At 70.2% G+C, this 24624-nt stretch carries 17 protein-coding genes and 1 tRNA gene; 4 read left to right on the top strand and 14 right to left on the bottom strand.

Annotated features, from left to right (window positions below; translation table 11 throughout):
* Positions 1-232 precede the first annotated feature (232 nt).
* The 4 genes from IR170_RS16600 to IR170_RS16585 form a co-directional block, all read right to left on the bottom strand.
* Complete coding sequence (locus tag IR170_RS16600; protein WP_193665924.1) at positions 233-2032, bottom strand: pentapeptide repeat-containing protein; 1800 nt, start codon at positions 2030-2032, stop codon at positions 233-235.
* Between the two features lie 695 nt (positions 2033-2727).
* On the bottom strand, positions 2728-3348 hold the full coding sequence (locus tag IR170_RS16595; protein WP_193665923.1) for a hypothetical protein: 621 nt from the start codon (positions 3346-3348) through the stop codon (positions 2728-2730).
* Entirely contained in the window at positions 3341-3919 is a 579-nt protein-coding gene (locus IR170_RS16590; RefSeq protein ID WP_193665921.1) for a PD-(D/E)XK nuclease family protein, read from the bottom strand. The genes IR170_RS16595 and IR170_RS16590 overlap by 8 nt, the downstream gene beginning before the upstream one ends.
* Positions 3920-4197: 278 nt before the next feature.
* Entirely contained in the window at positions 4198-6324 is a 2127-nt protein-coding gene (locus IR170_RS16585) for an ATP-binding protein (protein ID WP_227489492.1), read from the bottom strand.
* 254 nt (positions 6325-6578) lie between these two features.
* Here IR170_RS16585 and IR170_RS16580 point away from each other — a divergent pair, with 254 nt between their 5' ends.
* Positions 6579-7085, top strand: coding sequence for a YxiG-like protein (locus tag IR170_RS16580; RefSeq protein ID WP_227489463.1), 507 nt, complete (start codon positions 6579-6581; stop codon positions 7083-7085).
* A gap of 84 nt (positions 7086-7169) precedes the next feature.
* Here IR170_RS16580 and IR170_RS16575 read toward each other — a convergent pair whose 3' ends face one another.
* The 3 genes from IR170_RS16575 to IR170_RS16565 form a co-directional block, all read right to left on the bottom strand.
* The gene (locus tag IR170_RS16575; RefSeq protein WP_227489462.1) at positions 7170-8582 is read right to left on the bottom strand and encodes a DUF4041 domain-containing protein; all 1413 of its coding nucleotides are present in this window, start codon (positions 8580-8582) and stop codon (positions 7170-7172) included.
* A gap of 196 nt (positions 8583-8778) precedes the next feature.
* A tRNA-Thr gene (locus IR170_RS16570) sits at positions 8779-8854 on the bottom strand.
* An 80-nt stretch (positions 8855-8934) separates the two neighbouring features.
* On the bottom strand, positions 8935-9120 hold the full coding sequence (locus IR170_RS16565) for a hypothetical protein (RefSeq protein ID WP_056863207.1): 186 nt from the start codon (positions 9118-9120) through the stop codon (positions 8935-8937).
* A gap of 105 nt (positions 9121-9225) precedes the next feature.
* Between IR170_RS16565 and IR170_RS16560 the strand changes: the two genes are divergently transcribed.
* The gene (locus IR170_RS16560) at positions 9226-10152 is read left to right on the top strand and encodes a LysR family transcriptional regulator (protein ID WP_056863206.1); all 927 of its coding nucleotides are present in this window, start codon (positions 9226-9228) and stop codon (positions 10150-10152) included.
* A 16-nt stretch (positions 10153-10168) separates the two neighbouring features.
* On the opposite strand, the gene IR170_RS16555 is transcribed toward IR170_RS16560, so the two are convergent.
* Genes IR170_RS16555 through topA form a run of 4 tightly spaced genes read right to left on the bottom strand, consistent with a single transcriptional unit; the run spans position 10169 to position 16416 of the window.
* Entirely contained in the window at positions 10169-11758 is a 1590-nt protein-coding gene (locus tag IR170_RS16555; protein WP_193665917.1) for an alpha/beta hydrolase, read from the bottom strand.
* The gene (locus IR170_RS16550; RefSeq protein ID WP_193665915.1) at positions 11755-12915 is read right to left on the bottom strand and encodes a DNA polymerase III subunit delta'; all 1161 of its coding nucleotides are present in this window, start codon (positions 12913-12915) and stop codon (positions 11755-11757) included. Before IR170_RS16550 ends, IR170_RS16555 begins: the two co-directional genes overlap by 4 nt.
* Complete coding sequence (gene tmk, locus IR170_RS16545) at positions 12912-13562, bottom strand: dTMP kinase (RefSeq protein ID WP_193665913.1); 651 nt, start codon at positions 13560-13562, stop codon at positions 12912-12914. The genes IR170_RS16550 and tmk overlap by 4 nt, the downstream gene beginning before the upstream one ends.
* Before the next feature lie 52 nt (positions 13563-13614).
* The gene (gene topA / locus IR170_RS16540; protein WP_193665910.1) at positions 13615-16416 is read right to left on the bottom strand and encodes a type I DNA topoisomerase; all 2802 of its coding nucleotides are present in this window, start codon (positions 16414-16416) and stop codon (positions 13615-13617) included.
* 251 nt (positions 16417-16667) lie between these two features.
* Here topA and IR170_RS16535 point away from each other — a divergent pair, with 251 nt between their 5' ends.
* A complete protein-coding gene (locus IR170_RS16535; RefSeq protein WP_193665908.1) occupies positions 16668-17489 on the top strand; it encodes a hypothetical protein in 822 nt (273 codons plus the stop codon).
* Between the two features lie 8 nt (positions 17490-17497).
* On the opposite strand, the gene IR170_RS16530 is transcribed toward IR170_RS16535, so the two are convergent.
* The 3 genes from IR170_RS16530 to IR170_RS16520 form a co-directional block, all read right to left on the bottom strand.
* The gene (locus tag IR170_RS16530; protein WP_193665906.1) at positions 17498-18988 is read right to left on the bottom strand and encodes a DUF7059 domain-containing protein; all 1491 of its coding nucleotides are present in this window, start codon (positions 18986-18988) and stop codon (positions 17498-17500) included.
* A gap of 62 nt (positions 18989-19050) precedes the next feature.
* Positions 19051-21402 carry a sodium-translocating pyrophosphatase gene (locus IR170_RS16525; RefSeq protein ID WP_193665903.1) on the bottom strand — a complete coding sequence of 784 codons (2352 nt, stop codon included), beginning with the start codon at positions 21400-21402 and terminating at the stop codon, positions 19051-19053.
* 241 nt (positions 21403-21643) lie between these two features.
* The gene (locus IR170_RS16520) at positions 21644-21982 is read right to left on the bottom strand and encodes an anti-sigma factor antagonist (RefSeq protein ID WP_193665901.1); all 339 of its coding nucleotides are present in this window, start codon (positions 21980-21982) and stop codon (positions 21644-21646) included.
* A gap of 276 nt (positions 21983-22258) precedes the next feature.
* On the opposite strand from IR170_RS16520, the gene IR170_RS16515 reads away from it, so the two are divergent.
* Complete coding sequence (locus tag IR170_RS16515) at positions 22259-24607, top strand: DEAD/DEAH box helicase (protein ID WP_193665899.1); 2349 nt, start codon at positions 22259-22261, stop codon at positions 24605-24607.
* Positions 24608-24624: the final 17 nt, after the last annotated feature.

Below are 24624 nucleotides of genomic sequence, written 5' to 3'. Positions count from 1 at the left end.
GCCCACGCGAGCGACGTCAACGCGATCGTGACCGAACACGCTGTCAATACTCGGGCGAAGTCGCCTCCACTCATAGGCAAAGAGTCGCGCACCGCCGGCGCCTACGCCCCTAGTTGGCCCACCGAAAACTGGACGTCTGCTCGAACACGGTTCAGGCACTCAGTTCATCCCGTTAACTGAAGGTCGGCAGGACGCCTAAGCAGGAGTTCGGGATTTCTTGTACATCACTTCGCTATTGCCTAGGTCGCCTTCTCGTTCGGCCAATGCTCGACGGATCAAAGCCACGCGGCCATCGGGTGCCTGCGTCGAAACCTACGTCGATGAAGTTTACCTCAGACAGGTCGGACGATGACAGATCAGCACCTCGGAGGTCGCATCGGAAAAAGGACGCACCGCGGAAACTGCAGTCAACAAATTGAGCCCCCCTCAGGCTCGAACCGTCAAATGTCGCACCATCGAAGGTGACGTTTCGGAATCGCGACCACTCGCAATTACTGTCGCTAAACGAGGTATTACGCAAGACGCTGTCGCGAAATGTCGCGTGCGAGCAATCCGCCAAACGCATATCAGAGTCGGATAGGTCGGAGTCCAACCAATGGCTCTCTTGGAGTTTGGCCCGAACAAGGGACACTCGACGCAAGACACCGCGGGTTAGCGTGCTGCCCCGAAAATCTGAGTCCTGCAGGTCGGTCCACGGCCGAAAGCGGAGGGTCTCGTCCATTACTAACTGACTGAGAATCAGCCCACGAAGATTTGGCCCCATCGCCGTCGATGGCGTCTCGCTCAACACGGCTAGCGCGGCTGTCGTGACTTGCGTAAGAGGCGTCTCCTCAGGGGCCTCAGCTCGCACTCGGGTCGATTCCTGCGCATAAGCAGCGAGGATCTGTACAACGTTATTCGCGTCTCGCGGGGACTCGCGCGCGATCTGGGCAAGCGCATAGAGCCCGCCAAGCCGAGTGCTCAATGTCTCTGTAGCGAGTTGTGCGACGCCGTCGGCAAATCGCGCGTTGGAGGCCGACTCTCGATCGAGTTGATGACGAAGGTGGGTATAAACCAAGGTGATTGCAGCGCCAATGGACGCAAGCAGGGCCAGAACCGTCCGTCGTTCGTTTGTTCGAGCGGTCGCGGCATCGGCCGCGGTGAGGTTGCTGTTAGCAACCAGTTGATCCGGCACGTAATAAAGTACGGTTAGAGCGAACAACGAGGCAGTAAGTAAGATTAAAGTTCCGTCGAAGATGCCAATGCCGGAGCGCCGTAGAACCTCTACCATTTTTCGCGCCCATCGTCCTTGATCAGGCCCACCAACCTCTTCCCCCCTCAGAGGTTGAGGCGGCGGCAGATAATCCCATCCGTCATCGTAACGACCCAGATTCATAGCATTCAATCCCGACCGAAGACGAATGAACGTGACAGCGGCCGCGAAGACGAGACCTACTGGAGCCCAGTGCTGTCGTAATCCGCTGAGCAACATCCGAAAGTCAGTCAATTCGACGCGCGCAATAGCGGCATTCCAAGCGATGTAAAGCACGAGCGCCACCCACGTCACGCCAGCGATCCCGATCAATACGACAACGATCTCACTTTCGTGAATATGAGTAACACCCCACGCCATCAATCCACTCGCAAAAATAATGGCCAAAAAGAACCATAGTCGAAATCCTCCAATTTCTGTTCGCAGGATTCCGACGACGTCAACAATGCCGTCCACCTGCAGGGCAGTTCCGAGTGTCATTGCGACCGCGCAACAGGTCCAAAAAAATTCTGCCTCGAAGAACTCAAGCCCTACCCACCACAACGCAAAACCCAACGGAATCAACACAATCCACGCCCAGTGTTGTTCACTGAACTCTAAGACCGGCATCGCCCATATGGGCGCAGGGACAAGTATTAGGATGCACAGGACCCCGACGCCGATCCCGTGCGGCCAGCGCAAATATTCAGATTGCTGCCACGCATCCACAAGAGCGGGGTGTTGGTCGACCTCCTCTGGTGTCGGCTCGCGGTCCTCTCCCCTGGTGAACATGCGCAACATGCTCCGAAACGTAAATGATGGGTGCGACTTCTCCTTTGACGCCTCGCCGTCCTGGTCAAGGCGCACGGATCCGCAGAAGAAGACGCAACGTCGGACTCGGATCCGGGCGGGTGTGCCGCGTCAGCGGGCAGTCACAGGTCTCCGATCGCTAGACCCCACCGCGACCGGCACCCGAAGCGGGGTGCCGGCCGCGGCGAGCTCTCACGAGCGACTTGAGCCTTTTTCGCTGTAGTTGGGCCTGCGACAGTTAAGCCGCAGCCCGCCGTAGGACCTCGTCCCTTTGCTTCAGCAACCAGTTACGGGATTTCAACTCGCGGAGCTAACGCGACTCATCGGTAGTGACACCGGGCTTCACGCCGTCCTCGAGATCAGCTTGACGGAGCCACTTCGAGATCGTCATCTCATGGACTCCGAAGCCGGTTGCGCTCTGAGCCAGCGTCACCCCAGACCCACGGTTACGGGCGACCCGGACGACGTCCTCACGGACCTCGCGGGCGTAGGACTAGGGCACAGCAACATCCTTCCAGCCAGACAACTCGTCAAGCGATCTCAGATGTGACAGATCCGTTCATCAGTCTCCCGGCCCCCGGCGGGGGTGGAGTAGGGATCTCATCGTTCACGTAGTTCGCGGTAGCCGCGGTAGCCCGCGCCCGGGGTCGACTCTGACGGGCCCGCGGTCCCCTGAGGGTCGGCCCTCACAGTGCGTCGAGTGCTGGCGCAACCGCCGCCCAGAGGCGCCGGTAGGCCGCGAGCACGTCAGCGACGTACGCCTCCGGGTCGAGTGGACCGCTCGCACGGACGTGGCCCCAGCAGGGGAAGTTCCGTGACGGCTTGCCGGTGAACTGCGACCTGAACGGTCGCACCGCCTCGCAGATCTGGCTGCGCCGGGCCGTGTCGTCCAGGTCGGTTCGGATTCGTACTCCGACGTACGGCCACTCGGTGCCGGCTCCTCGCACGAGGAGACGGGACCGCTCCCACTGGACGACGACGTCGGCGTCTGCGATCCCGCCAGTGGCCCACCGAGTCCGGTACAGGCCCACGGTCGGCCAGGACCCGTCGGCCAGTTCGGTCGTCTCCCTTGCGGCACTTACCTCCTCGGCGAACTCGTCAAGGTCGGTCGCGATGCCGACGAGGGACTTCTCAAGGAGAGCCCGACCCTCGCTGCGCAGCGACGCCCACGCCTCAATGTCCTCTCGGTGGTCGAGGTAGAACCAAGCCTTCGCGTCCGCCTCATCACGACTCGAAGCACCAGAACGCTCGAGCCCGTCAGGGCTGACGGGGCTAACGCCGCTGTCGGGGGCGGAAGGTTCAGACACGGTGGAAGCCCTTCAAGGTTGCGAGGTAATCGAAGACTCCGGGAGCTACGCCGGCGCGGGACGTGGCAGCGGACGATGCGATGTCGGCGACCTGTTCCCAGGTCAACGGCGTCCAGCGGCCGGCGCTGACCTCGGCCGTCTTCTGGTCTCGTTCGCCGCGGGTGAGGAACACGAACTGGGGGTCCGGGTCATCGGTCCAAAGCCGGTAGAGCCGATCGAGTTGTTCGGGCTGCTCGACTGCGAACGTCTTGGCCTCGACGACGAGGGTCCAGCCGGTGCCGTAGATGACCAGGTCCGCTCGCGTTTTACCGCGCTCATCGGCCCTTGTCTCCTCCCTCACGACCCGTACCCGGCTGGCATCAACACGCCGTGGCGCCTCGGGGCAAAGGTGGTCGAGCAGGTCGACGAGCATTGATGAGCCCAGACCGTGATGCCCGTCCGGACGCAGCAGCCACGCCAGACCGGCAGTCAGCGGCAGCTCCAGATACTGGACGCCGATGGCAGCCAGGAGAGTGCGTGGGCCTCCTCGCCAGGCACCGCGGTCTACAAGCTGCTCTTGGACGGCTCTCATCCGCTGATGGCGCTGAGTCCACGCTGCGACGTCCGTATGGTCACGAGACCGGTCGGCTCGCTCGATGACGTCCCAGCGGGCGCGAAGTGTTAGGTGACGCCCTCGCCATGGCTCAACAAGTTCGACCGACACCCGTAGACCGTGTCACAACCTGCTCCGCCCCGGACACGGAACGCGGGTCCCGCCTCGCACGAACCTCAGTCAGACGCCGCTGCGACGCTCCCACCTCGCCGCTTCGGGCTCTGCGTGTCCAGCTCGAAGACCGCACTCGACGTGCGTCAGACGTCCTCAGCAGCGGGCCCCATGCCCAGGTCGGTGTGCGCCTGTGACAGACGCGCGACCTCGTCCTTGTCGGGGAAGTCCGGAAGGTGAACCGACAGGAATCGCAGCCGGCTCTCTGCCTCGCGGAGGATCTCCGACCAGGGGCGCACCACCACCTGGTATGTCGCACCGTTCTCCAGGCGTTTCCGGTCGACTACCCCTGCTGGCCGGTCGTCAGACGTGCGTCTGCGGTTGACATACCCGTCGGTCTCGCGGCCGACGAGAAGGAACGTCCAGTCAATCGCCCCGTCGTTGAACTGAGAGTTGTCAACGACCGTCGTCACGTAGTTCTCCAGCTGGTCGAGTTCCTGCTTACGCAGCAGTTGGCTCGGGCGCTTCAGCTCGACGACCAAGTGCTGACGGCGACCGAACGCCTCACGCGCCCGTGAGAGGAGCAGGTCGACCCGCACGATGCGGCCATTGGCATCTCGGACCGTCTCGGCGGGGCCAACACCGGGAAGGCCCTCCTCGCGCAGACGGTGCAGCCCTGCTGCGAGCCCACGGTCCGCGACGACGGTCTGCCAGTCGTCACCGAAGATCCACGCGTTGCGTTCGATAATGTCCTGCAGTCCGCCACGTTCGGTCAGTGAACGGACCCACGCGTCGTCGTTGAGGACCGTTTTCAGCCAGGCACAAAACCCGATCCGGTCCGTCGCCGTCTTCCCGATGGCGATCATCGCCGGCAGCGACGACTTCGTCAGGAGCTCATCGAGGCCCGCGAGGTCTTCGCCACTGAGGCCGAGGACCTGCTCGAGAACGCGCTGCAGCTCGTCGCCGTCCGTGCGGAGGGCCTGCCGTAGAAGCTGAAACGCGAAAGTGCGTCCCGCAGCATCGGATCCCTTGACCGCCGGAGCGGCGGTGACGGCGACGATGTCGAAGAGGTCGCGTTCCGCCTCCTCCGCATCGTCACGAGCAGGCGCTGTGTACGGGTAGCTGCCCTCATCGCGCCACGTCGCGAGTAGCAGCGCCCGCGCCTCGTCGGCGCGAACGGCGAGGAAGTCCCGAAGTCGCGTACGGACGACCCGGTTGAACTCCACGACCACCGGCGACATGTCGCCCGTAGCCAATAGCCCACCGACGGCATCGGCTCCGTCCCACACGACCTTCGCGCTGTACGCGATACCAGCGGCTGGCACACGAACGGGCACCAGTGCTACGAAGGTCCCGTCAAGGCGGGCCAGGCCCACAGACGCCAGCACGTTGTGCTCCCACTCGGTGACCACGAGGGCTGCTTCTGTCGAGACGCTCGATCGTCCACTGACCTCCTCGCCTGGGCCCTTGCCGGTCTCCCCGCCAACCAGCATGGGCGACCCCATCGGCTCCGAGGTGCGGAGGAGTTCGACGACACCGCTGAGGTCGACTTTGAGCGGGGTCGTATCGACCTGCACCTGCGCAGGGTCGACGGCCTCACCGTCCACCGACACCGACACTTGGGAATGGCGCCACAGGTACTCCGCGAGTGCTTCAGTGACGGCGCTGCGGGCCTTCGACGAACGCACCTGCTGCCCCTTGACCCCGATGCCGCTCACCGTCACCAGGGTGCCCGTCCGCGGTCGAGACTCCGACCGCTCGTCGACGCCGAAGACCGCATCGGCCAGATTGTGGCTCGGCATGCCCTCCGGTGCCGGCTCGCGGGCGACGGCGAACGTGTTGCTATCGACGTGCCAGTCGACAATGACGCGCTCACACTGCGGCGCCGCGTCCGCCTCAGCGGGCGACGTCGTCGACCCAGCAGCCGGCACAGCCCAACTCTCCCAGCGCACCTGCTCACCGATCGCGAACGCGGTGAACCGCCCGCGGCCCCTTCTGCCGAAGAACGGCCGACCCGACGGGGTCGTCGATGCCAGCCTCTGCTTCCACGACCGTCCCAACGGCTGGAAGTAGCGACCCACGTCCTCATACGTCATGCCATTGCCGTCGTCGGTAATGACTACGGCGCCCACACGCTCCATCGGTTCCAACTCGTAGGTGACGCTCACGTGCGCGGCGTCAGCATCAAGGGAGTTCTTGACGAGCTCAAGAAGGCCAGTGACCGGAGTGCGACGCAGTTGCCGCAGGTGCTCGGGGGTGACGGTGACGGTCATCGTGCTCACGGCCTGATTCTGTCGGAGGACGACGGCAAAACCGTCCCTTTCGCACCAACGACGGCAAGAGATCTCGTCGCTCTGTGGGCCTCAGGCGGGTGGGTTGCCGCCGCACCTCATCCCGTGCAGTGGGGTCTGCTGCACGAATCGGTGTCAGCGGGGCTAGCCCATTCCGCCGCCTGCCGGTGCACGACGAGGGCAGTTGGGATGCCGATGAGCCTGCGGGCTTGCACGGTGTGCTTCATGCTCGGGGCGTGAACAGGGACGAGATGAAGCAGGCGATGGACGACGTCTTCGATCAAGCTGTCGTCTTTCACGGGTTCGCCGACTACATGCGCGACTACGACGTCGTTATGTGGGCTACGGCTGATCCGCGATCAGACATCGCCCCCGAGCGCCTGGTGTACACGTTCAAGCATTGCGTCAGAGCCACCGTGACTTCAGCGGTGCCGCCAGAGGTCTGGGCCCGATCACTCGACGATCGGCTGATGGACTACGAAACGGGCGTGGAACTCGACGGCTATGTCTGGGGCGTCAAGTCGCAAGAACTTTACCCAGGGATGCAGTTCGTGTCCCCCTCCTCGGATGCGTCCCACTGGGAGAGTGCACTCGGGGTTCCGTTCTATGAGGTCTCCATCAAAATGAACGGCCACAACATCAATCTGGTCTTCTCAGACCTCGCGGTCCGCCAAGTCGCCGCAGGGTGCGCACCCTCCACCGTGCCGCCCGGCGGTCCGGACTGGAAGATTCCACTTACCTAGACGGGCCGCCGCGCGCTCATGCCATGGAGCGCTCCCTGCTCTGCGGCCCTACGCCGGACCAAACCAGCGAGACTTCACGCTGCGCTAGCTCACGAGACCTTGCCGATACTCGACCGCTTCGGGTTCCTCGACGAACGTCATGAGCTCCCCTGAGAGGTCTGCAAGTGCGTCGCGGGCCTCGGCTGCGGTGACGCGGAAGAACTCCTTGCGGTTGTTGACGCGGTTGACCCTGCGGTCGGCGAAGCGCTGGTGCATCTCGCGCTCGATCTTCACGGCGTTCTCGGCGAAGTACAGGGCGTGGACGTCGAAGATGAAGGGCACCGAGGCGTCGCCGAGCTCCTTCACCCGGTCCGTCGGCTCCAAGCGGCGGGTCATGCCGATCTTGAGCACCCCTTCCCCGAAGGATCCGATGTTGGAGATGACGTAGACGTGGCCAGCGGTGAGGGTCCGTGCGCGGAAGTCGACGGCTTCGATCTCCCCCACCACAGCGGCGAGCTGGGCGCGCAGGCGCTCGACGCCGTCGGTGTCGCCCTTGGCCTGCAGTTGCGCGATGGCTTGGCGGAAGTGCTGCTCCTCCTTGCGCAGACGTTGGCGTTCGCGCTCGATCTCTTGCTCGACCTTGCGCTCCTCGCGCAGCCGCTCTCGCTCCTCGCGGTCGCACTCCTTCTCCTCAGCCACCTTCTCCAGGTAGTCCGCGGTCAGCTCGAGCTCACGCCAGCGCAGCAGGTGGTAGGGGATGGAGATCTTGATGCTCATGGAGGCACCCAGGCGCTCGATGGTGGCCACCACCTTGTCCAGACGCGCCTTGGCCGACTCCAGCTTGTAGGGCTTCATCCCCCGCACCAGGTTGTCGGCCTCGGCGTTGTAGGCCCGCAGCATGAGCTTGCTGATGTCGGAGACGAGCTTGCGCCCCTGCGCGGCTGAGCCGTTGACCTGCCACGTCGTCGTCGCAGAGATCGCGCCCCCGTCCTTGCGCGCCATCGCCTTGATCTGAGCCTGAAGCCGCGACAGCTCCGAGCGATAGGCCACGGCGTCGTCGAGCGGGTGCTGGTAGCGGTAGACCCCGACCTCCTGCAGGATCGCGGTCTCATTGGTCTCCACCACGCGGTCGCGTAGCGCCGCGAGCTCGGCGGCGGCGCGGGCGCGCTGCTGCTCGGCCTCACGCGCAGCCTCGTCGATGCCGGCGCGAGTCGTCTCGACCTCCGTCTGGAGCCGGTCGCGCTCCGCTCGGAGGTCGGCGATCTCCATGGCGCCCAGACGCGCGAGCTCCGCGCGCAGGCGGTCGTTCTCGGCCTGGGCCTCCTCGAGGGCCTGGCCCTTGCCGAACAACTTGGGCTTCGCGCGCCGTACAGCCGTGACCGGTTCAGCGGCCGGCCCCTGCGACGGCGGTGAGGTCACACGGGGCTGGGTGTGGCCGGTCCACTGCTGGCCGTCCCACCACCGCACGATGCTCTGGTCCTGGGGGTCGGGATACCAACCTGGTGGGGTCGCCATCATCTGGGTGTCCTGTCGCCGTGTCCTTTACCCAGGACACACCACCACAGATCCGACGGTCCTGCAGCCGGTCGACCGCACGGACACGTGGCGGGCAGGGACTCCGCGCAGTTTCTGTTGAGTTTCTGTTGACTTGACCCCTCGCGGGCCGGGAACGACGAAGCCCCCGACCGCATCACTGCAGGTCAGGGGCTTGAGGTGGAGCCGCCTGTCGGAATCGAACCGACGACCTTCTCATTACGAGTGAGACGCTCTACCGACTGAGCTAAGGCGGCGCGCTGCCGGATCGGTCAGGGACCGAGGCCGGACAACCCGCCGAAGTATACGGACGGACCCGGCAGGCGCCGAAATCGCCTCAGGCGGCGAGGACCTTCTCGCCGCGCGCACGGCTCGGCACGAGGTCGAGCGGGGCGGTCTGCTCGGCGCCGCACCAGCAGGTGAAGGTGGCCAGGACGCCGTGGTCGGAGTCGGCGACCGCGGTGATCTGGGAGGGGAAGATGAGCTGGCGCTTGTCGCAGGCGCTGCAGAGGTGGGTGAGCACGGCGGGTCCTTCCTGAGGCATCGGGTGAGGTGGTGACTCAAGTCTCGGGGCCACCTGGCCATAGGGCTAGGACCACCTGCCGTCAGATGCCATAGGCTCCACCTTGTGCTCAGTGTGCACCAGCTCACATGCTTCCTCGCCGCCTACGAGGAGGGCTCGCTGACCCGCGCCGCCGAGCGCCTCGGCTACGCCCAGCCGTCGGTCTCCGAGCAGATCCGCACCCTGGAGAGGTCGCTGGGGGTGCAGCTGTTCCGGCGCGTCGGGCGCGGCGTCGTGCCCACGACCGTGGCCGACGAGATGCGGCCCCACGCCGAGCGCGTGCTCGCGGCCCTCGACGAGACCCAGAAGGCCGTGCAGGGGGTGAAGTCCTTCGAGACCGGCACCATCCGCTTCGGCATGTTCGGCATCGCCCGCCTCTACGCCGGGGCCGGCCTGGTCGCCGACGTCCTGGCCCGCTACCCCGGGGTGCGCGTCGAGCTCATCGGGCAGAACTCCACCGAGGTGCAGGAGGACCTGCGCCGCGGCCGGCTGGAGGCCGCGATGCTCGCGGTGCACAACGTCTCCAGCGAGGGCATGAGCGTGACCCCGGTGGCGCGCGAGGAGCTGGTCTACGTCAGCGCCGACCCCGAGCGGCTCACCACCCCGGTCACGGCCCACCGCCTGTCGCAGGCCTCCCTGGTCATGCCCGAGACGACCTACCGCGCCGTCGACTCCACCCGGCAGACCCTGCGCCAGATGCTGCACGAGACCGGCCGCAACCCGCAGACCCGCATCGAGGTCGAGGACATCGAGACCGCCGTCGAGCTGGTCGGGATGGGCCTGGCCGACACCGTCATCCCGCGCGGCGCCGCCGAGCAGCTGCTCCCCCGCCTCGCGCCCGACGCCGGGTGGGTCTCGCTGCGCCCGCGCCAGTTCGACACCTTCGCCGTGGTGCACCGCGCCGACGCCGTGCTGTCACCGGCCGCGCGACTGATGATCGAGCTGGCCACGGCGCGCATCCGCGCCGTGGCCGAGCCCATCCACCGCCGCTGAGGTCAGCAGGGCCGCCTCAGCACTCGAGCCCGTCGTCGGGCACGGTCCCCTCGACCAGGTAGTCCTCGACCGCGGTGTCAACGCACTCGTTGCCGGAGTTGTAGCCGGTGTGGCCGTCGCCGTCGCGGGTGACGAGCACCCCCGAGTCGAGCTGCTCGGCCAGCGCCTGCGCCCACTCGTAGGGCGTGGCCGGGTCGCGGGTCGTGCCGACGACCACGATGGGCGCCGCGCCCGCCCCGTCGATCTGCGGGGCGGGCTCGGAGGCCTCGACCTCGATGCCCGCGCAGCCCACCAGGCCCCACGCGAACACCCTCCCGAAGGTCGGCGAGGCCTCCTCGAAGTCGGCGTACTGCGCCGGGACGTCCTCGGGGGCCAGGGCGGTGGGGTCGTCGAGGCAGTTGATGGCGTAGATGGCCTCGGCGGAGTTGTTGAGGTAGTCGCCGCTGAAGGAGTCGCGCGAGGCGTAGGCGTCGGCGAGCAGCATCAGGGTCGTGCCGTCGCCGTCGAGGGCCTGCTCGAGGCCCTGGGTCAGCAGCGGCCAGTAGTCGCGGACGTAGAGCGGGGTCACGACGCCGTAGAAGGCGCTGCCGACGGTGAGCTCGCGGTCGTCGGAGGTCGGCAGCGGCTGGGCGTCGATGTCGTCGAGCAGGTCGGTGATCGTGGTGAGGCCCTCCTCGACCGAGCCGCCGAGCGGGCAGTCGTCGCCGGACACGCAGTCCTCGACGTAGGCGCGCAGAGCGGTCTCGAAGCCGCGCGCCTGGCCCAACGAGGACTCGCGGGTGCTCAGCGAGACGTCGACGGCGCCGTCGAGCAGCAGGCGGCCCACCCGCTGGGGGAAGAGCTCGGCGTAGGTCGCGCCGAGCTTGGTGCCGTAGGAGGCGCCGAGGTAGGTCAGCGTGGTCTCGCCCAGCGCGGCGCGCAGCACGTCCATGTCGCGAGCGGCCTCGACGGTCGTCACGTGGCCCACCAGGGCGTCGGAGCGCTCGACGCAGCCGGCGAAGAAGCCGTCGAGGTCCTCGACCAGCGCCTGCTCCTCGGCCGCGTCGTCGGGGTCGGGGTCGGCGGCGAGGAAGGCGTCGAGCTCCTCGTCGGAGAGGCAGTCGACCGGGTCGGAGCCGCCGGTGCCGCGCGGGTCGAAGCCGACGATGTCGAAGGCGTCGAGCAGCGGCTGGCGGAAGGCCTGGGTGCCGGCCGCGGCGTAGGAGGTGCCGGGCGAGCCGGGTCCACCGGGGTTGACCACGAGCGAGCCGACCCGCTGGCCGGGCTCGTCGGCGGGGTCGCGCAGCAGCCGCAGGTCGATGGTCTCGCCGTCGGGCTCGGCGTAGTCGACGGGCACGGTGAGCGTGGCGCACTCCATGTCGTCGTCGTCCTCGCAGGCCGCCCAGTCGATGCTCTGCCCGTAGTACGCCGCGAGCGCGGGGTCGGGCGGCTCGGTGGCGCCGGCCGACGGGGTCGACGTAGGCGCAGGGCCCGCGCGCTCGGGCCCGTCGGCGGAGTCGTCGCTGTCGCGGGCCGAGAGGCCGTAGCCGATCGCGACGCCGGCCGCGCCCAGCACGAGCACCACCGCCAGCACGATCGCGACGATGCGGGTGGTGGACGGGCTCATCGACTGCTCCCCTCGGGCGCCTGCAGGGCGACCATCATGGCCTCCAGCGCCAAGGCAGGCGGCACGTTGAACTCCAGCATCTGCTCGCGCGCCTCGAAGATCGCGGCGATCCGGCGCAGGTTGTGCTCGGGGCTGGAGGTGCGCACGATCTCCTCCACGTCGGCGCGGATGTCCTCGTTGACCAGGTCGCCGGGCGCACCCGAGGCGAGCGCGATCGCGTCGCGGTAGACCGAGACGAGGTCCATGAGGCCCCGGTCGACGACGTCGAGGTGACGCCGCTTGGCCCGGGTCTTCTGCCCCTTCTCCAGGGCGGCGAGGGCGGGCCCGTACTCGCGCGGGCGGCGGCCGCGCTCGACCACGCCGTAGGAGGCGTCGAGATCGCTGCGCTCGCGGGCGTCGAGGTCGCCGGTCTGCACCTCCGCCTCGTCCTTGGCGACCTGGGCGAGCTCGCCGGCGGCCCGCATGGCCGCGCCCAGCGACGTGACCCGGCGCGCCAGGGAGACCACCTCGTGGCGGCGGGCGCGGGTGCCCTCGTCGCGCGCCAGCGCTCGGGCCCGGCCGATGTGGCCCTGGCTGGCGCGGGCGGCGTAGGCCGCGAGGTCGGGGGCGACGCCGTCGGTGCGCTCGAGGAAGGCCGCGACGTCGCGGGCCGTCGGGGTGGTGAGGGTCAGCAGCCGGCAGCGCGAGCGGATGGTCGGCAGCACATCGTCGACGGTGGGGGCGCACAGCATCCACACCGTGCGGTCGGTGGGCTCCTCGATCGCCTTGAGCAGCGCGTTGCACGCCTGGTCGGTGAGGCGGTCGGCGTCCTCGACCACCAGGATCTGCCAGCGCCGGCCCACCGGCGACAGCGCGGCCCGGCGCACCAGGTCGCGGACCTCGTCGACCCCGATCGACAGCTTCTGGGTGCGGATGACCGCCACGTCGGCGTGCGACCCGGCCAGCACCGTGTGGCACTGGTGGCACTGCCCGCAGCCGGCCTGCTCCGGGGCGCGGTCGCACTGCAGAGCCGCGGCGAAGGCGACGGCGGCGTTGGAGCGACCCGACCCCGGCGGGCCGGTGAAGAGCCAGGCGTGGCTCATGCCGTGACCCGCGGCCGCGGTCTGCAGGGCCTCGACCGCACGGGCCTGGCCGACCAGCTGCTCCCAGACGGTCATGACCGCACCGCCTGCACCAGCAGCGGCTCGACGCGCCGGCGCACCGCGGCGGCGATCTCGTGGCGGTCGGCGCGCGCGTCGAGGACGAGGTAGTGCTCGGGGTCGGCCGCGGCCATCGTCGTGAACGCCGCGCGCACCCGCTCGTGGAAGTCCAGCGACTCGCCCTCGATGCGGTCGCGGCCCTCGAAGCGTCCCAGTCCCGCGGCCGGCTCGAGGTCGAGCACCACGGTCAGGTGGGGCCGCAGGTCGCTGGTGGCCCACCGCGCGACCCGCTCCACCTCCGCGACCGGCAGGGTGCGCCCCGCACCCTGGTAGGCCAGCGTGGAGTCGACGTACCGGTCGGTGACGACGACCTCGCCGCGCTCGAGGGCCGGCAGCACCACGGTGTCGACGTGCTCGGCCTTGTCGGCGGCGTAGAGCAGGGCCTCGGTGCGGTCGGAGACGGCACCGGTCTCGGGGCTGAGCACGATGCGGCGCAGCTCGCGCCCGACCGGGGTGTCACCGGGCTCGAACGTCGACACCACGGTGTGGCCGGCCTCCTCCAGCCAGGCGCGCAGGAGCGTCGACTGGGTCGACTTGCCCGACCCCTCGCCGCCCTCGAGGCAGACGAAGACGCCGCGCGGGGAGAAGACGCCGGGAGAGCTCACGCGAGGAACCTACGTGGCCGGGCCGACAGCCGCCGACGCCGGTCCACGCCGATCAGGCCTTCTCGGCCGTCGCCTTCGTCGCCGCCTTCTTCGCGGTGGTCGTCGCGGTCGACTTCGTGGTCTTCTTGGCGGCGGTCTTGGTCGCCGTCTTCTTGGCGGCGGTCTTGGTCGCGGTCTTCTTGGCGGTCGTCTTCTTGGCGGCGGTCTTGGCCGCCGTCTTCTTCGCCGGGGCCTTCTTCGCGCCCTTCTTGGCCGCCTTCTTGGCCGGACCCCGCTCGCGGCGCTCGGCCAGCAGCTCGGCGGCGCGCTCGAGGGTGATGGCCTCCACCGAGTCGTCCTTGCGCAGGGTGGCGTTGTACTCCCCGTCAGTGACGTACTCCCCGAAGCGGCCCGACTTCACCACGACCGGCTGGCCCGAGACCGGGTCGTCGCCGAGCTCCTTGAGCGGCGGGGCCGCGGCGGCACGTCCGCGCTGCTTGGGCTGGGCGTAGATCTTCAGCGCCTCGTCGAGGGTGACGGTGAAGAGCTGCTCCTCCGCGGTCAGCGAGCGCGAGTCGCTGCCCTTCTTCAGGTAGGGCCCGTAGCGGCCGTTCTGCGCCGTGATCTCCTCGCCGTCCTCGCCCACGCCCACCACGCGGGGCAGCGAGAGCAGGCGCACGGCGTCGTCGAGGGTGATCGTGTCGAGCGACATGGTCTTGAACAGCGAGCCCGTGCGGGGCTTGGCGCTCTTCTTGGCGTCCTCGGGCAGCGCCTCGGTGACGTAGGGGCCGAAGCGGCCGTTCTTGGCCACGACCTGGAGACCGGTCTCGGGGTGCACGCCGAGCTGGATCTCCTCGCCGGCGGGGTTGGCGAAGAGCTCGGTGGCCTTCTCCAGGGTCAGCTCGTCGGGCGGGAGGTCGTCGGGCACGTTGGCGCGCTTGCCGACCGGGTTGCCCTCGTCGTCGGGGCCCTCGAGGTAGGGCCCGTAGCGGCCCACGCGCAGGTGGATGCCCGAGTCGGGCCCGCCCACGGGGAAGGTCGCCAGCTCCCTGGCGTCGATGTCGCCGAGCTCGTCGACGAGCCGCTTGAGACCGACCACGTCGCCGCTGCCGTAGTAGAACTCGCCGAGCTCGCTCTTGCGGTCCTTGCGGCCCGCCGCGATCTCGTCGAGCACGTCCTCCATCTCGGCGGTGAACTCGTAGGAGATCTGGCGGGGGAAGTGCTCCACCAGCAGCCGCACGACCGAGAAGGCCAGCCACGCCGGCACCAGTGCGGTGCCCTTCTTGTAGACGTAGCCGCGGTCGGTGATGGTCTTGATGATCGCGGCGTAGGTCGAGGGGCGCCCGATCTCCCGCTCCTCCAGCTCCTTGACCAGCGTGGCCTCGGTGTAGCGGGCCGGGGGCTTGGTCTCGTGGCCGGAGGCGGAGAGCGAGGCGGCGCTGAGCGCGTCGCCCTCGCTGAGGTTGGGCAGGCGGGTCTCGGCGTCGTCCTTGGCCGCGCCCTCGTCGGTGCCCTCGACGTAGGCCTTGAGGAAGCCGTGGAAGGTGATGGTGCGACCGGAGGCGGAGAAGACGACGTCCTGGCCGGTGTCGGCCGCGCCGCCCAGGCGCACCGTGACGGTGTTGCCGACGGCGTCCTTCATCTGCGAGGCGACGGTGCGCATCCAGATCAGCTCGTAGAGGCGGAACTGGTCGCCGGTCAGACCGGTCTGGGCCGGGGTGCGGAAGGTGTCGCCCGCCGGGCGGATCGCCTCGTGCGCCTCCTGGGCGTTCTTCACCTTGCCGGCGTAGACCCGGGGGGCGTCGGGGAGGTAGTCGGTGCCGTAGAGCTCGCGCACCTGGGCCCGCGCCGCGTCGATCGCCCCGCCCGAGAGGGTCGAGGAGTCGGTGCGCATGTAGGTGATGAAGCCGTTCTCGTAGAGCCGCTGGGCCACCGACATCGTCGAGGAGGCGCTGAAGCCCAGCTTGCGGCTGGCCTCCTGCTGCAGCGTGGTGGTGCGGAAGGGCGCGTAGGGAGAGCGGCGGTAGGGCTTGGACTCGACCGAGCGGACCTCGAAGGAGGTCTCCTGCAGCGCCGAGGACAGGGCCTCGGCGGCGGCGCGGTCGAGGTGGACGACCTTGCCCTGCGCGCTCGACTTCAGCACGCCGTCCTGGCCGAAGTCGGAGCCGCGGGCCACCCGGGAGCCGTCGACGGAGTGCACCTTGGCCGGGAACATCCGCTGCTCGTGCTTGCTGCCGGCGTCGAAGGTGCCCTCGAGGTCCCAGTACGACGCGACGCGGAAGGCCATCCGCTCGCGCTCCTTGTCGACGACCAGCCGGGTCGCCACCGACTGCACCCGCCCGGCCGACAGGCCCGACATGACCTTCTTCCACAGCACCGGCGAGACCTCGTAGCCGTAGAGCCGGTCGAGGATGCGGCGGGCCTCCTGGGCCTCGACGAGGTCCATGTCGAGGTCGCGGGGGTTCTCGGCGGCCGCGAGGATGGCCGGCTCGGTGATCTCGTGGAAGACCATGCGCTTGACGGGGATGTTCTTCGGCTTCAGCTCGTCGAGCAGGTGCCACGCGATGGCCTCGCCCTCGCGGTCCTCATCGGTGGCGAGGTAGAGCTCGTCGGCCTCCTTGAGCAGGCCCTTGAGCTTGCGCACCTGCTCGCGCTGGCGCTGCGGCACGACGTAGTGCGGCTCGAAGCCGTTCTCGACGTCGACGGCGAGACGGCCCCAGGGCTTGTCCTTGATCTTCGCCGGGGTGTCGGCGGCGCTCTGGGGCAGGTCGCGGATGTGACCGACCGAGGACTCCACGACGTAGCCCCGGCCGAGGAAGCCACCAATCTTCTGGGCCTTCGCCGGGGACTCGACGATCACCAACTTGTGTGCCACGCGACCAGCCGTTCTGAGCTCGGGGGATGCACGAGGGCCACCAGACGGGGCCCACGGCGGCTCACGGTAGCGCGTGACCCCCACGATCCCCGCCGCGGTCCGCACGAGCCCCCGCCGCCCCGCCGCCACGCCCCGCCCTCCTCCATAGCTCCCGGCCCCGTACGCCGGGTCCCTGTGGACGAGCGCCGCGGAGGGTCGGCGCGGCGTGCCAGCGTGGTCCCCCGACACCGACGACAGCCTGGGAGGACCCCGTGCAGGACCCCGACATCTGGGAGAGCGACCGACGGCAGGGCTGGTTCGAGCCGTCCGCGGCGCCGCGCCACCCGCGGCCCGGAGGGGTCGGTGAGCACCGCCTGACCCACCTGGTGCTCGTCGACGGCCGCCTGGTCGACGCCTGGAGCGAGCCGGTGGAGCACACCGACTGGGAGCACGTCGCGCGGCGGCACGACCAGGAGCGGCGGCCCCTGCCGCCACCGCCTCCCCCACCCCCGCCGGCGCACGAGCAGGTCCAGGCCTGGTTGGAGCGGGTCTGCGGGGGACGCGAGGCCCTGGAGACCCTCGACGACCTCCCGCTGGACGACGACGGCACCGACCTGCCCGACACCCTCGAGGACCTGCCCCTCCGGCGCCGCGCCGAGGGAGTCGGGGAGCTCCTCGACGCCGTGGCCGCCGCGCACCTCGACGTCGAGTCGTCTTACGCCCTGCGACGGGCCCTGGTGGCGCTGAGCGTCCTGGAGCCGGAGGTCGTCACGGGCGCGCGGTCGGCCGCGCACCTCGCCGGAGGTCTGTGCTGGGCCGTGGGCCGGGCCAACGGGTGGTTCCACCCCCACGGGTCGCTGCGCCTGACGATGGTCCAGGACGCCCTCGCCCTGCCCGGCTCGCCCGCCGCGGTCGGCGGACTGGTCCGGCGGGCCCTCGTCGGTCTGCGGTGGGGCGACCTGGAGGGCCGCGAACGACCACGGGAGGCACCCGACCTGCTGCCGCTGGGCAGGCCCGACCTGCTCACGGCCGCGACCCGGGTCCGTCTGACGCGGCTGCGCGAGCGGGCCCGGGAGGCGCGCGAGGTCGCCTGACCGGGCGCTCAGGCGACCAGGAACCCCTCGCGGACGAGCTCGGCGACGACGGGGAGGTACTGCGCGCGCAGGTCGGCGGCGTCGCGGTCGAGCAGGTCGGCGACCGCGTCGAGGATCTGGCCGATGCTCAGCTCGCCGTCGCAGGCTCCCGCCAGGGCGGCCTCGACGGTGTCGACCTTGCGCGCGCGACGCAGCCCGCGCTGCTGGCGCAGCACGATGGTCTCGGGATCCTCCGCGCCCGGCGCGCCGACGGTCTCCTGGAGGACGTCGACGCGCAGCACGAGTCGGCTGCCGGCCTCGACGACGACGTCGGCGGCCCGGCCCCAGTCGCGTACGGCGGGCGCCACCGGCTGCTCGACCTCGTAGGGCCAGTCCAGCAGCGTCCGCGCGGCGGTGTCCGGCGCGGCCGACGCCCCGCGGCGCAGGTTGATCCAGCCGAAGCCGACGGCCTCGACCCCCTGCTCGTCGAACCACGACAGCCAGGTGTCGTAACGGCGCCGGTAGTCCTCGGCGCTCGCGCCGCCGGTGCTCGGGTGCTGCCCGGCGTCCTTGAGCCACAGCTCGACGTAGGCCGCGGGGTCGAGGACCTCGCGCTGCACCACCAGCGCGTCGCAGTCGTCGCCCACCCAGCCGGCGAGGCGCTCGTCCCACGGCGTGTCGCGGGCGATGACCCAGTTGGCCAGCACCTGGCACCAGCCGCCCTCGGTGAGGTGGTCGGGGGCGGCCCGCACGATGTCCTCGACCACCCGGTCACCGGGCAGACCGGAGTCGCGGTAGACCAGCCGCTCGCCGGTGGCGGGGCTGATGACGAAGGGCGGGTTGGTGGCGATCAGGTCGAAGCGCTCCCCCGCGACGGGCTCGAAGAAGGACCCGTCGCGCACGTCGACGCGGTCGGCGACGTCGTTGAGCGCGGCGTTGAAGCGGGTCAGGCGAAGGGCCTTGGCGTTGACGTCGGTGGCGACGACGCGGCCGCTGTGGCGCGCGAGGTGCAGCGCCTGCACCCCGCACCCGGTGCCGAGGTCGAGGCTGCGGTCGACCTCCTCGCGCAGGGTGAGCTGGGCCAGGGAGGTCGAGGCGGGGCTGATCCCGAGCACGTGGTCGCCGCCGACGCGCTGCGGCAGCCCGTCGAGGCCCGGGGTGAGGTCGCTGACGACCCACAGGTGGGCGGTCTCGTCGGCGTGGTCGGTGGCGTAGGGGCGCACGTCGAGGCGCGCCGCGACCTCGCCCACCGACTGCTCGACCAGACCCTGCGCGGCCATCGCGTCGAGCAGCCCCGGCAGCGCGCGCTCCGCGGCGTCGCGCGAGACGGCGGTCTGGAGCAGGAAGAGGCGCACCAGGGTCGCCAGCGGCGAGCCGTCGCCCGTCGCGAGCAGCCCCGGCGTCGTCTCGTTGCGGGCCAAGGCGTCGTGGGCCTGGCGACCCAGCAGGCCGGCCACGGCGTCGTAGGTGAAGTCGGCCCTGACGAGGGCCTCGCGCAGGAGGTGGGGAAGGTCGCTCACGCAGGCGAGCGTAGGCCCCGACGAGAGCGACCCGCCCGGTCGGGGACCGGGCGGGTCGGTGCTCACAGCTCGCGCTGGACGGTGGGCGTCGGGTCGACGTAGCCGTCGGTCGGGGGCGGCGGTGGCGCGCTCGGCGGCGCCGGCTCGTCGCCCATGGCGGTCTCGCGCTGCTTGGAGATGTAGACCGCGACCGCGATGACGACGACGGCGGCGAGCGCGATCGCGACGCGCAGGACGTCGTTCTGGTCCTTGCCCACGCTGAGGGAGACCACCGCGCTGGCGATGAGTAGGGAGACGAGGTTCATCACCTTGATCAGCGGGTTGATCGCCGGGCCGGCGGTGTCCTTGAAGGGGTCGCCGACGGTGTCGCCGATGACGGTGGCGGCGTGGGCCTCGGAGCCCTTGCCGCCGTGGTGGCCGTCCTCGACCAGCTTCTTGGCGTTGTCCCAGGCCCCACCGGCGTTGGCGAGGAAGACCGCCATCAGCGTGCCCGTGCCGATGGCGCCCGCGAGGAAGCCGGCCAGGGCGGTCGCGCCCAGCCCGAATCCGACGGCGATCGGGGCCAGCACCGCGAGGATGCCCGGCGTGACGAGCTCGCGCAGGGAGTCCTTGGTGACGATGTCGACGACCTTGCCGTACTCCGGGCGTCCGGTGCCCTCCATGATCCCAGGGATGTCGCGGAACTGGCGGCGCACCTCGTAGACGACCGCGCCGGCCGCACGGGCGACCGCGTTGATGGCCAGGCCGGAGAAGAGGAAGACCACCGCGGCGCCGAGCAGCACACCGACGAGGACGGCGGGGTTGAAGACGCTGAAATCGAGGAGGTTGGCCTCCTCCAGGCTCGGGTCGGCGTCGGCCAGGGACTCGAAGACCGAGGTGGCGTAGGACCCGAAGAGCGCGGTCGCGGCGAGCACGGCCGTGGCGATCGCGATGCCCTTGGTGATGGCCTTCGTGGTGTTGCCGACCGCGTCGAGCTCGGTGAGGATCTGCGCCCCCTCCTCGCTGACGTCGCCGGACATCTCCGCGATGCCCTGAGCGTTGTCGGAGACCGGGCCGAAGGTGTCCATGGCGACGATGACGCCGACCGTGGTCAGCAGACCCGTGCCGGCCAGCGCCACCGCGAAGAGCGACACCGTGAGCGCGGCGCCGCCGAGCAGGTAGGCCCCGAAGACCGCGGCCCCGATGACCAGCGTGGTGTAGACCGCCGACTCGAAGCCGACCGAGAGGCCCGAGAGGATGACGGTGGCCGCGCCCGTGAGCGAGGTCTTGCCGACGTCCTTGACCGGGCGGAACTCGGTGCCGGTGTAGTAGCCGGTGAGGGCCAGGATGCCGGCCGACATCACGATGCCGATGACCACGGCGGCCGAGGCGATGAAGCGGGGGTCGCCGTCGGCCTGGGCCAGGTCGGGGGCGATGTTGGCGAACTCCGAGAAGCTGCCGGGGAGGTAGACGTAGGAGAGCAGCACGCTGGCCACGGCGGCGATGCCCGAGGAGAGGTAGAAGGACCGGTTGATGGTGGTGAGGCCGTTCTCGCCGGCCTTGGGGCGGGTGAGGTAGACCCCCGCCACCGCGGTGAGGGCCCCGATGGCCGGGATGAGCAGCGGGTAGACCAGCCCCTGGTCGCCGAAGGCCTGCGAGCCCAGGATGAGGGCCGCCACGAGCGTCACAGCGTAGGACTCGAAGAGGTCGGCGGCCATGCCGGCGCAGTCGCCCACGTTGTCGCCGACGTTGTCGGCGATGGTGGCGGCGTTGCGCGGGTCGTCCTCGGGGATGTTGTTCTCGACCTTGCCCACCAGGTCGGCGCCGACGTCGGCGGCCTTGGTGAAGATGCCGCCGCCCACGCGCATGAACATCGCGAGCAGGGCCGCGCCGAAGCCGAAGCCCTCCAGCACGTCGGGGGCCTCGTCCTGGAAGAAGAGCACCACCAGGCTCGCGCCCAGCAGGCCCAGGCCGACGGTCAGCATGCCGACCATGGCCCCGGTGCGCAGGCCGATCGTCATCGCCGGCTCGCGGCCCGAGGTCTCGGCCGCGGCGGCGACGCGCAGGTTGGCCCGCACCGCGAGGTTCATGCCCAGGTAGCCGACGGTGGCGGAGAAGCCGGCTCCCACGACGAAGAAGACCGAGCGGAAGATCCGCACGACGGTGTCGTCGGCGGGCAGCAGCAGCAGGGCGAAGAAGGCGACGGCGGCGAAGATCGCCAACGTCCGGAACTGTCGGGTGAGGTAGGCGTTGGCGCCCTCCTGCACGGCCTGGGCGATGGTCTGCATGCTGGCGGTGCCCTCACCGGCGGCGAGGACCTCCCGGCGGAACATCGCCGCCATCGCCAGCGCACCGAGCGCGACGAGGGCGACGATGACGACCAGGACGAGATTGCCGCCGGAGAGCTCCACGACCAAGGGTCGGATCCCCGTCATCTGATTCCTCCTACGTGCTGGTTGAGCGAGCGGTGGAGTGAACGATCAGGCGCAAGAACGTGATCTGCGTCTCACGGACGAGCCGGAGTCTACGCACGCCGACGCCCGTCAGTGCACGACGATGTGGCGTGGGTCACACGTGTCGGGCGTGGGCACGGGTCGCGGCCGGCCCCGACGGCGGTCGGGTCCGGTGCTCCTCAGCGAGGAGGGGGAGGGGCCGGCGGTCGGTCCTGAGGACGGGTCAGCTGGCGGCCAGCGCGGCGTCGGCGCTGTCGTGGATCATGAAGACCTTGGCCAGCCCGGTGATCCGGAAGATCTTCAGCAGGCGGTCCTGGGTGCAGACCAGGTGCAGCGAGCCGTCGTGGGCCCGGACCTTCTTCAGCCCGCCGACGAGCACGCCGAGGCCCGTGGAGTCGAGGAACTCGACGGCCTCCATGTCGACCACGAGGTCGTAGGTGCCGGCGGCGACCAGCTCGGTGATCTTGTCGCGCAGCTTGGGGGCGGTGTAGACGTCGATCTCGCCACCGACGGCAACGATGGTCTTCCCATCGACGTCGCGCGTCGCAAGAGTGAGGTCCACGTCTACTCCCATGTCGGCCTGCGGAATCCGTGCCAGTCGAGCTGGCGGACCTCGTGAGGGCGGGCGACGCCATGACACTCGGCCAGCCATATGAAACCACGCTCGCGGCCCCGGCGCACAAAAAGGGTAAAGGTCGGACGCCCGCGCCGCGCTGCGCCCCGACGCAGCGCCCTGGCCGCTCCCGGACAGTGGCACGAAGGCCCCCGCGACGGCCGCCACCGGTCCGCGCCGCCCGGCCCTGCGGGGCTGTCGGTGGACCCTGGGACACTCGGATCCATGACCGCCGCCCTCCCCCTGCGCCCCCGAGCCGGTCTGATCGACCGCCTCGCCGCGGTGCCGGGCCGCGAGGACCGCCTGACCCACGTCGAGGAGCTCGCCGCGCGCGATCCGCGCCACGCCCCGTGGCCGACCTGGGTCGCGTCCGACGTGCGGGGGGCGCTCGAGGCGCGCGGGGTCGAGCGGCTGTGGAGCCACCAGGTCGAGGCCGCCGAGGCCGTGCGGGCCGGGCGGCACGTGGTCGTCGCCACCGGCACGGCGTCGGGCAAGTCGTTGGCCTACCAACTGCCGGCGCTGACCGCGGTGCGCGAGTCGCGGGGCAGCCGGGGACAGCGCGGCGCGGGGGTGCTCTACGTCGCCCCGACCAAAGCGCTCGCCCAGGACCAGCTGACCTCGCTGCGCTCGCTGGGCCTCGACGTGCGCGCCACGACCCACGACGGCGACAGCGGTCGCGACCAGCGCGACTGGGCCCGCGAGCACGGGGAGTACCTCCTCACCAACCCCGACATGCTGCACCGCTCGATGCTCCCGGGCCACGCCCGCTGGGCCGGATTCCTCGGCTCGCTGCGCTACGTCGTGGTCGACGAGTGCCACCACTACCGCGGCGTCTTCGGCGCCCACGTGTCCCACGTGCTGCGCCGGCTGCGACGCGTGTGCGCCCTGCACGGCGCCGACCCGACCTTCGTGCTGGCCTCGGCCACGGTGGCCGACCCGGCGGCCGCCGCTCACCGCCTCACCGGGCTCGACGTGGAGCCGGTCACCGACGACGGGTCGCCGCGGGGCCGGGTGTCGGTGGCGCTGTGGGAGCCGCCGCTGACCTCCCACACCGGCGAGAACGGCGCCCCGGTGCGCCGCGCCGCCTCCTCGGAGGTCGCCGACCTGCTCGCCGACCTGGTGGTCGACGACGTGCGCACGCTGGCCTTCGTGCGCTCGCGACGGGGGTCGGAGCAGGTGGCGATGACCGCGGCCGCCCTGGTCGGCGAGGTCGAGCCGTCCCTGGCCCGCCGGGTCGCGGCCTACCGCGGCGGCTACCTTCCCGAGGAGCGCCGCGCGATCGAGACCGCGCTGCGCGACGGGTCGCTGTGCGGGCTGGCCGCTACCAACGCCCTCGAGCTCGGCATCGACGTCAGCGGCCTCGACGCGGTGCTGATGGCCGGCTTCCCCGGCACCCGCGCCGCCCTGTGGCAGCAGGTGGGCCGGGCCGGGCGCGGCGCCCAGGACGCCGTCGGGGTGCTCGTGGCCCGTGACGACCCGCTCGACACCTACCTCGTGCACCACCCCGACGCCCTCTTCGGGCCTCCCGTCGAGGCCAGCGTCTTCGACCCCGGCAACCCGTACGTCCTGGCCCCCCACCTGTGCGCGGCCGCCCAGGAGGCCCCGCTCACCGCCGACGAGCTGGACCTCTTCGGCCCCACCACGCGCGGCGTGCTCGACCAGCTGGTCGCCGGCGGGCTGCTGCGTCGCCGACCCCGCGGCTGGTACTGGACCGACGCCCGCCGCGCGGCCGACCTGGCCGACATCCGCTCCACCGGCGGCGCGCCGGTCTCGCTCGTCGAGGCCGGCACCGGTCGCGTGATCGGCACCGTCGACGCCTCCAGCGCCCACGGCACCGCCCACCCCGGAGCGGTCTACGTGCACCGCGGCGAGACCTGGCTGGTCGACTCCCTCGACCTCGAGGAGCACGTCGCCGTCATCCACCGCGCCGACCCCGACTACTCCACCTCCGCGCGTGAGGTCACCGACATCTCGATCGTCGCCGAGCGGGCGCACCGCACCTGGGGGCCGTGCCGCCTCAGCGTGGGCGAGGTCGACGTGTCGCAGCAGGTGGTCTCCTTCCTCAAGCGACGCCAGCCCGGGGGCGACGTCGTCGGGGAGGAGCTGCTCGACCTGCCGGAGCGGGCGCTGCGCACCACCGCGGTGTGGTGGACCGTGCCCGCCGCCACCCTGGCCGCGGCGGGCCTGGCCGCCGACGACCTGCCCGGGGCCGCCCACGCCGCCGAGCACTGCTCGATCGGCCTGCTGCCGCTCTTCGCGACGTGCGACCGCTGGGACATCGGCGGCGTGTCGACCGCGATGCACCCCGACACCGGCGAGCTGACGGTCTTCGTGCACGACGGCCACCCGGGCGGGGCCGGTTTCGCCGAGCGGGGCTTCCACGCCGCCCGGGCGTGGCTGACCGCGACCCGCGAGACCATCGCGACCTGCGAGTGCGCCGACGGCTGCCCCTCCTGCGTGCAGTCGCCCAAGTGCGGCAACCAGAACAACCCGCTCGACAAGGCCGCCGCGGGCCGGCTGCTCGACCTGCTGCTCACCGGCGCCGACCCCGACGGGCCCGCCGCCGGGGCCTGAGACCGGCCACGACCGTC

It is taken from the genome of Nocardioides kribbensis (genome assembly GCF_015070375.1).
In the GTDB taxonomy this organism is placed as follows: Bacteria; Actinomycetota; Actinomycetes; order Propionibacteriales; family Nocardioidaceae; genus Nocardioides; species Nocardioides kribbensis.
Note: the sequence above shows the minus strand (reverse complement) of the source record. Positions and strands in the feature narration are given on the sequence as shown.